Raw genomic sequence first — 13,656 nt, forward strand, 5'->3', positions numbered from 1 at the left:
GTCGAAAGATAAAGTTTTTCTATAACTTAGGTCTAGAATCTTAATCTACCATTGGTTAGATTTTTCAAGCTTCCTCCAATGGATTCACCCGTTTGGGTGAGTTTAATCACAAATTAAATACTCCAAGGAGTATCTTATATTTTTTTTGGGGATTTTTAAGTTAGAAACACTACATTCCAGGTAATTGATTGCGATCGCTCATAACTTAATACAAAAAATCGCCTCCTGAATTCAGGAGGCGCATGTTAATGAACTAAAGAATTTCCAAAAGATAATTATCCAGTCTTGTAGGGAGAAGTTTGAGATGAGAAAATCCCGGCTCAGAACTTTGAATCATCCTGTCCGCCTTTGATTACGGGCGAGTAAACGGCCACCCCACAATAAATAGTTGGATATTTTTTATCTGGAAGTTACTAAAGAAAAGCTCAAGGGTCGAAAGCCAACCCTTAAAATTATCGGAAGCGATCGCTTTTAGCTAGCAACGTATTCTTTGACATTAGCGCGACGGCGACGCAGATGAGCAAGAGCTTGATGTTCTAATTGGCGGACACGCTCACGGCTGAGACTTAACCGCTCACCAACTTTCGCTAAAGACAATTCGTTACCATCCTCTAAACCAAAGCGCAGAGCTAAAACTTCTCGCTGTTGGGGGGTTAGTTCTGCTAGTAGGTTGTTCAAATCTTGGCGTAAGAATTCCTGGTTGGTGTAATACTCTGGTGATGGGCCGTCATCTTCCAGCATTTCTTGCAACTCGGTATCTTGGTTATCGCCAACTTTAACGTCTAAAGAAACTGGTTGACGCGCCATATTCAAGTATTCGCGGATCTGGGCTGGTTCTAATTCCAGTTCTTTGGCAATTTCCGCCGGAGTGGGCGATCGCCCCAAAGTTTGCGCCAGTTCTCGCTGTACTTTTTTGATTTTGTTCAGTTTTTCGGTAATGTGAATAGGTAGGCGGATAGTACGACCTTGCTGAGCGATCGCGCGGGTAATTGCTTGGCGAATCCACCAATAAGCATAAGTTGAGAACTTGTAACCCCTTGTGGGATCAAACTTCTCCACGCCCCGCTCTAATCCTAGAGTTCCTTCTTGGATCAAATCCAGAAACTCCATGTTCCGCTTTTGGTACTTCTTGGCAATAGCAACCACTAAGCGCAAGTTCGCTTCGATCATTTTTTGCTTTGCCCGCTTTCCCTGCGCTACCGTTTGTTTGACATCGGTTTCGGTTTGGTGAACATTGTCAGCCCATTCTGACATACTTGGTTCACGGTGCAGTTTCTTCGCCAAAGCCTCTTTGGCGTCGATTAGCGTCATCATTTGTTGCACCTGCTTCCCATACACAATCTCTTGTTCACGGGTGAGCAGTGGTACACGACCAATTTCCCGCAGATAGGTTCTCACCATATCAGCTGTAAATTTGGTGTTTAGGTTTTCCGTTTGGGTGTTAACAGTAGGCATTGGTGCGTTGTCCTCTACTCCGTAAACACAATGAATATTTTCTTACTAAGGTTTTCTTGCTAAGTGGATTGGGAAAGGTAGTACTTATATCACGGAACATAGGGAGCTACCAAAAGCAATCAGTTAATACAGCCGTTGTCGAGACGGTATGCCCCTGCGATAGGTTCCCCCTACCTTCCCTAAATTTTTTAGTTTTTTAGAAGCACGGTGGGTTGTTTTTTGAGAATTCTTCACTTGGACAGTCACTAGCGGCGACTGAGAAATACGAAGTCAGTATGAGTTCTACTTAACTTAATATTACGACAAATCAGGAGAATAGTAAAGTAGCTTAAATAAAGCTTTTAATTATATCCGAAATTGTGCGGTTGCCAAAAAATTAAAATTCCTTGAGTAGGCTTGTATATCTATAGTGACGCCAAAAACCCCTCTTCTGTTGCCAGTAATTAGCCGGATAACCGAACTTTATTGGCTGTGCTAATGGGGGGATGTTACGAATTTGTCAATTGTCATTAGTCATTGGTCAATCGTCAATTAGTCATTAGTCATTAGCACATCGGTTCTGACGTAGATGTGTCAGATGCTTCCCACAGCCTAGAACAAAAGACAAATGACTATTTAAAAACCAAGATCAGCTTTAGCTAGTTCCGCAGCAGCAAATACTTCTGTGTCAGTCTTTTCTTCCCAGGCTGTATCACCAATTTCGGCATAGAAGGTTGCATCGTAAGGACGCGTACGTACTACTACTGGCATGGGAACAGCGTGACCCAAAATTAAGGCTTGTTGCTTAGAGTCTAACTTTGCTAACACCGATCGCAGAGCGCCACCACCAGACACACCTGTAAAAATCGCTTCAATGTCTTTTTCATCATTGAGCAAAGCGGTGATGCGAGTACCAATCTGGGACATAACTTCATTATCTATCCCCGATGGGCGTTGATCAACCACTAATAGCGTTACGAAATATTTCCGCAGTTCGCGGGCGATAGTACCAAAGATGGTGCTTTGTACTATTGCTGGGTCAAGGAAACGGTGCGCCTCCTCAATAGTAATCATTAGTGGTGTTGGGCGATCGCAGGGATTTTTGCTTTGCAGGAACTTATCTGCCTTCTTGACGTAATGCTCATGAATCCGTCGGGTGATCATATTAGTCACCAACATATAAGAGAGCATATTAGACTGGGAACCGAATTCTACCACAACATTCTTCCCAGCTTCCAGAGATTGGACAATTTTACTAATATAATTTTGGGGGCAAACCGCACGCATGTACTTCAAGCTGTCCATGCGTAAGAGTTTGCGCTGCAATGCCATAATCGAGCCTTTGTGTCCTCGCTTCTCGTCACAGAACATCTCGATTTCTTCATTAGTCATGTTTAGCAACTGGACAATCCAAGACTTGCCAAACTCGCTATACAAAATATTAGCGTTATCCAGGGCTGCATCTGAAAGTCCTAAATCTCGACTACATAACTTAATATCTTCAACTTCAATTTGCTCGTAGCTAAGATAGAGTTCTTGAGCATCGCGCACACCCCGACGCTTTGTTGATTCCGGGTCGAGGGTGTAGACTTCGACTTTACCAGGAAACAGTTGCTTTAAACCTTTAACAGTATTAACGTTCTTACCTTCTGCGACTGCTTCCCAGCCATACTCGGAATGCATATCGAAAATCAAGTTCACCGCTGCACTTTTGCGGATGACGCCAGCTAAAAGCAAGCGTGTCAAAAAGGATTTGCCAGTACCAGATTTACCAAAAACCCCATTACTACGTTCAACAAAGCGGTTTAAATCGATGCATACCGGTACATCCATATCCAAAGGTTTACCGATGGAAAAGTTGCGCCTTTGGGGGTCATCTTCCCAACCAAATACTCGACGAAAATCCTCTTCACTAGCTTCATAAACTTGGCTGAAGTGACTCGGAATAGTTTTGACAGGCAACAATTCCATCGTAGTACTGGTTTGTGGCACAAATGAAGCCAATCCCGTTGTTGATGGGACGAAGGGATTTGCAGATTTGCCATTTGTGGGTGAGAAAGATTCTTCAGCTTCGGGAGTAAACATCAACATCGGCGCGAGGTTGATTGTACCGTAAGTACCACTCCCGGCTAAAACGTCTCGTAAAAAAGTGTCTTCCCAACTGGGGGGATTAGCAATAATTCGGGCATTAGCAGCTCCCAGTGCCACATCTGTCAGCATACAAAAAAAACGCGATCGCATCCCTTGTACAACCAAAAATTTACCCACCCGCATATCTTCAACAGAAATATCAGGGTGTAATCGTACTTCTAACCCTCCTGTCAGAGAACCTTGTGTTACCGAACCTAATGGCTGTCCCGAATTCATTTTGGTAATTTGTCATTTGTCATTGGTCATTTGTCAAGAGTCGAAAGTCAAGAGTTAGTATTTATTGCCCATTCCCCTTCCCCCTCTTCCCTTGCTCATTACCTAGTCAATCTGAATCGAAGTCGGCGCACTCCCTGATGGTGGGGTAGTCATGATTAAGGGTTTGCGGAATTGGGCATAAAGGCGATCGCGCCAGGCGAAGAATGGTTCATAATCAGGATTCTCTGCAAATATTGGCACTCCTTTACCTCTGATAGATGCTGGTAAATCTAGGTAAGGGCCGCTGGGGAACTTCAATAATATCGATAAACCTGCTACAGTCAAGTCAGCTAAAGTAGGTTCATCTCCTGTTAAATAAGGACTATCTGCTAGCAGTAACGTCAGTGCGTCTAAGTCTTGCTTCAAATCCGCGATCGCTGATTTGATTACATCTGGGCTATAACCTACTCCAAAACCCAAAACTGTCAGTAAATCACTGGGAACTCCTTCAACCAGACTTTTGAGTACATCTGGTACAGAGGTGGGTAATAAAGACTTACGGAAATTTTGATCTTGGCTAATAGCAGAAAATAGGGCTTTGCGACCTTTGAGTCCTATCGATTCATCCGCCCATTCTTCGAGCAATAAGGTTACACCTCGTTTTTTAGGGTCTTGCGGTAACAGTGGGCGCTCAGGATATTGTAAGTCTAAGTACTTGGCGATCGCTGTTGAGTCAGCAATATATTTATTCCTGTCCTTCAACACTGGCACTTGTCTTTGACCAGTCAATCGGAACAGTTCTACCTGTCCAATTCCAGGCGTCACCTCAATTTTGCGGTAATCTAGTCCTTTATAATCTAAAATCAAGCGTACTTTTTCTGAGTATTGAGATAGTTCCCATTGGTATAATTCCAGCATATTGTATACCTTGTAACTCGTTATTTTATTGACTTTATAATTCTACATAATTCTATCTTCAGTTAAGGTGATTTTCATTGGTCTGAATAGCTCAATTTCCCATTTGAGCAACATTAGAACTAAATTTTTGCTTGAGTTGTGACCAATTACTGATTTACAAAAATCCTATTTTCTGATTTAGCAAAACATCAAATAATTAAATGATTTAATTCAGTATACATAAATAAATCTAACCTCGGATTCTTGAACTTCTTTAGTAGTTATTTTATGTTGCTAGTCTACTTAAGACATTAGGTATTTAATTTTTTGTTTTACTTAGGCAATTGAGGAGTAGCCTCAGCATATAGCCTTTTATATAAGGAATTTAAGCTTTCAAAGTTAATTATAATTACGTGTTTTTTTGTATATTAAATAACCTTTGGCTGGATAGCTTTTCTGAAAATATTGTAAATTCTGACTTTTATAGATGTAAGAATTTTGCACTTTCTGAAAATTTGCATTCCGCTTAGTGAGGCTTGGGAACTATTCATTAGTGCGATCGCTCAATAAGCGAAGGGAGAAAATCTGTTTTATTAAATGACACATATCAGCATGAGCCGATTTTGATGTTAAGTTTTTCCAACACCAACTATTTTTATAAAAAAAATTTACTTCCCTCTAAGGTTAGATTTTATGCATAGCAAAATGTTATAAATCTTTATGTAACCTGTGGACAAATTAAAGACAAACAAAATTTATGAAGGCAAATTACAGCAAATTACTGACTACTTTGGCAGGCATAGCCGGATTAACTAGTGCCAGTCTTCTTCTTACTTTACCATCTGGAGCAAAAGAGGCACTAAATCCTCAACCCAGTGTTTTCAACGAGACTCCCTATAACCGTGGGCAAAACTTACAAGCAAATGCTCAATACACACCCGGTGAAGCTCCTTCAGAAATAGAAAAGGATAATGCCAAACCCAAGAAAAAGAAACAAGTGGCGCAAAGCGGGGGTGTGCTAAATCCTAGACCAAGTATTTTCGATGAGCCTCCCTATAGACGTAGCACCACTACCACGCCTAGTGAACCTGCACCCCTAACCCCACCTACTACCCCCGGAGCAACACCCACCACACCACCAGCAGGAGTCCCACCCACGACAACTCCGTCAGCCCCAGGGACGAGTAATACTCAAGGCAAAAATTTGTTAGCATTGGCAGAGTCGAATAGTTCCTTTACAACCTTAACCAAAGCTTTAAAAGCAGCTGGATTGACAGAAGCTTTGCAAGGCAAAGATAACTTAACTATCTTCGCACCTACTGACACCGCCTTTTCCAAATTGCCCCAAGATGCTGTGCGAGATTTGTTGAAGCCAGAGAACAAAGAAGTATTGCTAAAACTCTTAACTTACCATGTGGTACCTGGTAGAGTACTATCCACCGATTTAAAATCTGGTGAAGTCAAAAGCCTTGAAGGTGGCGCAATCAACGTCAAGGTTGATCCTGCTGTTGGTGTAACTGTCAATGATGCTAGAGTAACTCAAGCAGATATCACGGGTAGTAACGGCGTGATCCATGCAATTGATCAGGTGATTCTGCCTCCTGACTTGTAGTTGATACACAGGTAAAACTCATAACACAACCAAGTTAAGATTAAGTGTTTGTAAGAAATAACCCCGTTGAGATTTTGATTTGAGACGGGGTTTTTTTGCGATAGTTATCTGTCTGTCATTTGTCATTGGTCAAGGCTCAAAATTTAGTATTTATTCTCCCTTTGCTTCCCTACTCGCCTTACTCTCCCATCTTTCGTTTTTCATGGTAGCAATAGTTACCAAGTAAAAGTGTTGAAGAAAGTTCAACAGTCAACTATGCTATGATGAGATTGTCGAGAAATATTTTCGGTCATGTGACTGAATTATATAGACGCCTCTCCGAATCTAAATCTCTACACTCTTTGATTCTAGAGGTTTGCTATGTCAATTTATAGCTATGTCAATTTATATTGGTAATTTGTCTTAATGAAGTCGAATTGAGTTATAATCTTTCACTTCATACATGCATGTCTTTTTCGAGTTAAGACTTTTGCAAAAGACTCCATAAGACGCGTTCACCAGGAAGAATGAAAGTAGACTTTAAAGGAAGGTTAAATTTATCTCCTAATTCATCAACAGAGCAATTCTAGTAAAATATCGCCCAACCAGATTCGGATTAATCCAATTGTTGAAAATTACATCAATAATTGAGCTTAAAAGCTAATTTCTGAGCTTGCAAAAAATTCAAATTTTTAATTCACTGAATCGTGTTGGAATATTTACTACAAACTGATACTTACTGTCAATAATATATCGGAAAAACTGACAGTAAAATAATGTCGCAAATGCAGATAGCATACACATACTGCTTGAAAATATGCCCAACACTATAATTACCCGTCCTGAGTCACTTTCGGAAGATTGCTTCTTTACTTACGCACTTGGGACTGAATTACATGATAGTAATTCTACCGCCCAATATTTACGCAGAATTAGAAAAGAAGATAAACCGTATATTGATATAGCAGTTTCTCCTAGACCTGGCTATCGGTTTGAAGTTTGCCTTATTCCAGTAGAAGGATTCGCTCAAGAAAGAATATTGACAAAAGATGGATTTGCCAAAGCATTAGGGGTTATTTGTGCCGTATCTAACAAAGCTAGAAAGCGATTTCCTTCAGGGAACGGACAGGATATTGTCCGATGCCAATTTAGTAACTTAGCTGATGCGGTAGCTGTAGCAAATAGGTTATCCGCGTTACCCGCCGATATGTATGAAACTATCTCCAAGGTTCCATCTGTCTTGTGAAAAAATCAATGAGTCGTATACCATCTGACCCAAGCAGCGCCCTTCGCTGATGCTTCCCAAAAAGTATGCGTTTTAGCTACTAAGGATTTTAGCCAAGTGCGGATAATTATCCTGTTTTGACATGATTACCCTTAATTCAAAGTGAGTTTTTTATGACTAACGGCCCTTTGCGTGAAGAACCTCGCAACCAACGAGCTACTGTAATTCGTACAAGTAATGAATTTATTCTCTTAGAATGGCTAAAATCAACTGGTCGTTTAATAGAGCGGGAACCTCAAGAATCTGAGTATCTAAATGAAGTAGAAGAAATTTCAGAGATGATCGATCTGGATGATATCCCATACGATCATGATGATGACGATGTTGAAATGGATTTAGAAGCTTAGCAGAGCATATGACTGCTCATGCTAATCAACAAAATTGACCTTGCAATAAAGCGTTGTCTGAGACTAGGGCATTGTGGAGTTTTCAAATTTGATAATTCGACGCAACTTAAACTCTGCCACAACGTTGATTTGCGGGTACAGCTTCCAGCATCTTTTGAGGATGAGGTAAGTTAAGGTTCTTCATTAGCTCAATAAATTGACTGCGACTGCGTCCGGCAAACCGGGGATTCCAACGCTTTTCTTCACCAATGGTGGATATTGTCTGTCCCTGGTAGTCGTGGCCAGGATATACTAAGGTGTCATCCGGTAAAGTGAATAGTTTCTGAGTAACAGCATCATACAGTAATCCAGCATCACCACTTTGGAAGTCGGTACGACCACAGCCTCGAATGAATAGTGCATCTCCAGTTAACAGGTGAGTGCCGTTGATTAAGTAAGCCATGTGACTATTGGTATGACCAGGGGTAGCGATCGCCAAAATCTCTATGCTCCCCAGTGGCAACTTGTTTCCATTTCCAATGTAGTGGTTTGCACAAGTAGCCTCAGCATTTTCAGGTAGTATACCCAGACAACCCGTAACTTGCCTCAGTTTATCTGTCGCAGTAATGTGGTCAGCATGGATATGAGTCTCCAAGCAATAGTTTAGGGTCAGATCCAATTCTTCTAACATCTTAAGATCGCGTTCCACCCGCTCCAAAACAGGATCAACGAGGATGGCGGCTTTGATTGAGCGATCAGCGACCAGATAAGTATAGGTACTCGTCTCTTTATCGAATAGTTGACGAAAGAGCATAGTAGGTTTCTGCAACGCGAATAATAAATTTCTAGTCAACCAATCTTCTTTAATAACAGCATAAGGTCTGGCATTGCAGGATTTCAGTAGTTTCTATGCCAAATTCCAAATCCACTGATTGATCATGAGTACGCAGTCAGTTAGCACTTCATAGCTACTAATTTCATAGTCTTTAGGTATATCTGCAATACTAAAAGAGCGATCGCCCACCCCTGTTGTTTTAAAGCTGATGCAAGAATTTGCTAAAAGCTAGTTAACATTAGATTCGGCGTGTTTACTGTTCGGGAGTGCAAAAATGTCTAAACATCTGGGTCAAAAAATCGCACCCACACCGATATCAACCGATATTGGGGTGGTGGATTTAATTGATAACTACTTCACTGCTTACAACTCGGCGCGTTTGCGGGAAATTTGTCAATTACTGAGTCGTGATGTGCTGACGGAGGGTGTCACGGTGGGAGTTAGTCTTTCCGGTGCGATGACACCAGCAGGATTTGGGGTTTCAGCACTTGCACCTTTAATTCGCAACGGCTTTATTGACTGGATGATTAGCACTGGTGCAAACCTTTACCACGATATGCACTATGGTTTGGGTTTTGAACTCTTTGCTGGAAATCCGTTTTTAGATGATGTGAAACTGCGCCAGGAAGGCACTATCCGCATTTACGACATTATTTTTGGCTACGACGTGTTGCTGGAAACCGATGCATTCATTCGCAAGATTTTGCAAGCAGAACCGTTTCAAAAGCGGATGGGAACCGCTGAGTTTCACCATTTACTAGGTAAGTATGTCCGAGAAGTAGAAAAGCAATTGGGAGTGCAGCATTCCTGCTTACTAGCAACAGCTTATGAATATGGCGTACCCATTTATACGTCTTCCCCAGGAGATAGTTCAATTGGGATGAACGTAGCAGCTTTGGCCTTAGAAGGTTCGCAGTTGGTATTAGATCCGTCAATTGACGTGAATGAGACAGCAGCGATCGCCTACAGTGCGCGTGAATCTGAAGGTAAAAGTGCGGCTGTAATTCTCGGTGGTGGTAGTCCTAAGAACTTTTTGCTACAAACTCAACCGCAAATTCACGAAGTCCTCGGACTAGAAGAAAGAGGACACGATTACTTTGTCCAGTTTACCGATGCTCGTCCAGATACAGGCGGTTTATCAGGAGCAACCCCTTCAGAAGCGGTCAGTTGGGGTAAAATTGACCCGGAAGAGTTGCCTAATACGATTGTTTGTTACACAGATAGTACAATTGCGATACCTCTGGTGACAGCGTACGTTTTAAACAAGTGCCAACCTCGTTCTCTGAAGCGTCTGTATGATAGACGAGAAGCTATGTTTAACAAACTTCAGACAGACTATCTAGCAGCTAAAACCCAATCATCAGACCAAATCCCAGCAGCCGTAACTGAGAGTGCTTCACAGCAAATAGCAACTTATCCTTGCGGTAGGTTGATACCCAACACTCGTTAGGGAAAGAGTTATCGATTATCCGAATCTTTCTTAACATTCCGATAAATTAGGTAGCGGCGATTATATGACATCGCCGCATTCCTTTGAGGGTAGTAACGTCAAACAGGGTAGTGTTAACTTAAGCCAAAATCCTTTTAAAATCTCGTTTCTCGGTTCTACCTGGAAATGCTCTATAAAATTTTGATATGAGCAAACCTATAGCCAGTGTTTTTGCTTAAACTATTCTCTGTCCAAATTAAAAAAGTAGTTTAAGTTTCTCAGTCTTAATACTGTTAAGTACTATGATAAAATTGCATTATAAGTATGGTAAATTTGTATTTATTATAATTAATATCGCTTCATTAATAGTTTAGATTACTTACTTTTTTTCTCTTTCTTTGATTTAAATAATTTTTTAGAGTAGTTTCGATATATAACAGCAAATACCTAAAAGCCTTTTCATATATAAGTTTTAATAGTTTTTAAATCATAATCAGTTACTAAAATTGGTATATATTTTTCACAAATAAAATTTATTTTTCTACTTCAACATACAAATTCACTCCTAGAGAAGTTACTTATTTATACGGAAGACTTTTTTTGCAGCGAAAGTTACATTCTTATTCACATAGGCAATTAGGCAGTACGTAAGAATAAGTTGCCCATATTCATAGCTACAAGCCTTGATAAACAAGGACTAGCGCGAATTAAATAGCAATTTATTTCTGCACTCGCCTCAATATGGGTTTTGAGGGAAGTCAATAATTTAACTCCTCAAATATGCATTCTCAAAACACTAAAGTTTTGGGCTGATACAACTGGTAATTCTTTAGGGAAGTGCCAAACTTTATGCTGTCTAAAAATCTAGGATACAAGTCCAATAAATTAATTAATTCTATGGTGAAACGCAATAAATTTGTTAACAATCAACACTACCAATTTTTAGTAATAACAGCATTATTAACTGGTAGCTTTTTTCAATTTATTGCTCCTGTACTAGCTGACGGGACTACTGCGGGTCAATCCATCAGCAACACTGCGACTGCAACTTATGAAGATCCCAACAATCCAGGAACAATCATAAATGCGACTTCTAACACGGTAACTGTGACTGTGGCAGAGGTTGCTGGTGTTACCGTAACGGCTGCTGGTGTCACAGATGCCACTTCTAGCTCTACCAATACGACAGTTCAAGTTGGCGATTTACTAATCTATACCTACACTCTGACGAACGTTGGTAATGACCCAACCAAATTTCATATTCCTAATCAAGCCACAACAACTGGGCCAGGTATCGTTTCTGGCACATTACCAAATGGTGGTACGCTTAATAACCTGCAATACAGCACCGACGGCGGCACAACTTGGATAAACGTATCTCCAGGTGGTGTAGATACACCCTCGGTTCCGTCTGGTGGTACTGTGTTGGTGCGTGTGCCAATTACTGTACAGAATGGTGCTAACCCCAACGATGTAATTACTGTTACCCTTGGTAACACCCCTGGTGATGCTCAAAACCAACTGCGTAATCCTGATGGTGGTGACGTGTTCACCGTAGATAACCCTGATGGTAGTCCTGGTGAAGTCGCTGGGACACCAGTCAACGGTACACGAGAAGCTAGTGCTACCGATCAAATCCAGGTAGGTTCAACGCTCAAGACCTACGCCTTAGCAACAATTCTCAAGACTCGTAGTGCTTACAACAATGGTGGCACGACCGCAATTACAGATGACAAGCTGACCTACGATCTAAATTTGCGGGTTGAGAACAATGATCCAACAGGCCAAGGAATTAACCCCGCAGCTCTAACTGGTACAAGCATTAACGTTGATGGTACTCCTGGTACATACATCTTAATTTCTGATGCGATTCCCACAGATACACAGCTTGCAGCTATACCGACTGCGCCTCTTGGTTGGCAAGCAGTCTACACCACAAATCCAGTCACAACTAATGCCAATACAGCTAATTGGAAAACTTTCCCCTTGCAAGGTGCTGACACACTAGCAGGTATAACCCGCGTTGGTTTTATCAATAGACCAGCTACTATTACTTCCATCGCTCCTGGTACAACAGTAAATGGCTTCTCAGTTCAGTTAGCTATTAAATCAACTGCAACTTCACCGTTGACTGTCGCCAACATTGCCCAATTATTTGGTCAAACTCCTACCAATAATTTCCCAGTATACGACGAATCAGGCGACCAAAATCCCAGCAACTACGATGGGCCTCCAGGCAACATGACACCTCGTGCGGGTACAGATACTCCTGTTGCTGTTGGTCAGCCTGGTGATGGTGTTCCCGATATTCTACCACCTAATAGTGTTGATGACGGTTTTATTAACAACCCAACAACTCCAGAAACAGGAGTTGACATCGGCAATAACAATACTGGTGATGGTACAACAGGTGGTGAAGCGAACATCTTTACACTACAGACGCCTGTGGCTTCAGCGATTCTCAACGGGCCGCAGGGTGCGCCAGATGCTACCGGGCCATCGGGTCAAACTAACGATGATTTCACTAACAAATCTTCCCTCGTTCCTACTGCTACGGCACCTGGTACTAAACTTGACCCGCAATCTGTTGGCTTCACAAACACAGTTAAAAATAATGGTACTAGCCCCGGTAACATCACGATCGCACCAACAGTACCAGTACCAGCGAATCCTAAAGATTTGCCGAATGGGACTAAAGTGACAGTTACTTATAATAGTCAGTCTGCTGTCTATACCTACAATCAAGCAACAGGAACCTTTACAATCACTGGTACACCAATTGTGATTTCTAATGTTGCTGCTGGTGCAAGCATCAACTATGGTGTGGAAGTTGATTTACCAAGTAACACATCCCTGTCAACTGATACTATCCCCGACTACACAGGCGATCAAGAATTTGGCTTCCCAGTTTATATGGTTAGCTCCATTGATACCAACAACGACAACACACCTGATAGTCAAAATATCACTATTGATCGCGTATACACTGGCTTCCTAAAACTGTTAAAAGTATCACGAGTCTTACAAGGAACTGGGCCTGTAGTCCAGGGAAATGATGGCACATTCAGTACTGCTCTGAAAAAACCTGCACCAGGAAACATTATTGAGTATCAAATTCAGTACACAAATATCTCTAATGCTCAAGCTGGAACAGGTAATGTGATTTTGAATGCTGACAAGTTGGTGATTACTGAAGATGGTACGCAATCTCCCAATAATTGGGCGCTAGATAACGATAGCAATACTCAAATTGATACTAGTAATATTGTTGGCTCAGCTCAAGATTCTGGATCTGCAACCATCCAATTCTACAGTGGTAATCCAGCTAGCACCTCTGGCATTGACCAGACTGGAACCACTGTAAACACTGATGTCACCAAATATGTGAATACCGTTACTGGCGCGATCACACCGGGTATTCAAAGAACATTTACCTTCAGACGCAAGGTGAACTAGATAGTTTCACCCTTCACAAAAGCAGAGAAAGATTAATCAGCAATCAATATTTGGGAA

9 protein-coding genes are annotated in these 13,656 nt (G+C 41.4%); 5 read left to right on the forward strand and 4 right to left on the reverse strand.

The window, feature by feature from the left end; genetic code table 11:
- Positions 1-471 precede the first annotated feature (471 nt).
- The 3 genes from HCR01_RS13190 to HCR01_RS13200 all read right to left on the reverse strand — a co-directional run bounded on the left by HCR01_RS13190 (position 472) and on the right by HCR01_RS13200 (position 4,698).
- Positions 472-1,455, reverse strand: a complete 984-nt coding sequence (locus HCR01_RS13190) for an RNA polymerase sigma factor, RpoD/SigA family (RefSeq protein ID WP_193196621.1) — start codon at positions 1,453-1,455, stop codon at positions 472-474.
- Between the two features lie 615 nt (positions 1,456-2,070).
- A complete protein-coding gene (locus HCR01_RS13195; RefSeq protein WP_193196622.1) occupies positions 2,071-3,801 on the reverse strand; it encodes a helicase HerA domain-containing protein in 1,731 nt (576 codons plus the stop codon).
- Between the two features lie 102 nt (positions 3,802-3,903).
- Entirely contained in the window at positions 3,904-4,698 is a 795-nt protein-coding gene (locus HCR01_RS13200; RefSeq protein WP_193196623.1) for a glutathione S-transferase family protein, read from the reverse strand.
- A gap of 736 nt (positions 4,699-5,434) precedes the next feature.
- On the opposite strand from HCR01_RS13200, the gene HCR01_RS13205 reads away from it, so the two are divergent.
- The 3 genes from HCR01_RS13205 (at position 5,435) to HCR01_RS13215 (ending at position 7,900) form a co-directional block, all read left to right on the forward strand.
- Complete coding sequence (locus HCR01_RS13205) at positions 5,435-6,289, forward strand: fasciclin domain-containing protein (protein ID WP_193196624.1); 855 nt, start codon at positions 5,435-5,437, stop codon at positions 6,287-6,289.
- Between the two features lie 796 nt (positions 6,290-7,085).
- Positions 7,086-7,514 (forward strand): hypothetical protein, encoded by a 429-nt coding sequence (locus HCR01_RS13210; protein ID WP_193196625.1) that lies wholly within the window; start codon positions 7,086-7,088, stop codon positions 7,512-7,514.
- Positions 7,515-7,666: 152 nt separating this feature from the next.
- Entirely contained in the window at positions 7,667-7,900 is a 234-nt protein-coding gene (locus HCR01_RS13215) for a DUF3134 domain-containing protein (RefSeq protein WP_193196626.1), read from the forward strand.
- A 106-nt stretch (positions 7,901-8,006) separates the two neighbouring features.
- On the opposite strand, the gene HCR01_RS13220 is transcribed toward HCR01_RS13215, so the two are convergent.
- Positions 8,007-8,693: an MBL fold metallo-hydrolase gene (locus HCR01_RS13220; protein ID WP_193196627.1), complete on the reverse strand. Its 687-nt coding sequence runs from the start codon at positions 8,691-8,693 to the stop codon at positions 8,007-8,009.
- Between the two features lie 295 nt (positions 8,694-8,988).
- Here HCR01_RS13220 and HCR01_RS13225 point away from each other — a divergent pair, with 295 nt between their 5' ends.
- Together HCR01_RS13225 and HCR01_RS13230 are read left to right on the forward strand one after the other, a co-directional pair.
- Positions 8,989-10,164, forward strand: a complete 1,176-nt coding sequence (locus HCR01_RS13225) for a homospermidine biosynthesis protein (RefSeq protein ID WP_193196628.1) — start codon at positions 8,989-8,991, stop codon at positions 10,162-10,164.
- Positions 10,165-11,040: 876 nt separating this feature from the next.
- Positions 11,041-13,599, forward strand: coding sequence for a beta strand repeat-containing protein (locus HCR01_RS13230; protein ID WP_193196629.1), 2,559 nt, complete (start codon positions 11,041-11,043; stop codon positions 13,597-13,599).
- Positions 13,600-13,656 lie beyond the last annotated feature (57 nt).

Origin of the sequence: Nostoc sp. MG11 (assembly GCF_014904695.1) — a bacterium.
In the GTDB taxonomy this organism is placed as follows: Bacteria; Cyanobacteriota; Cyanobacteriia; order Cyanobacteriales; family Nostocaceae; genus Komarekiella.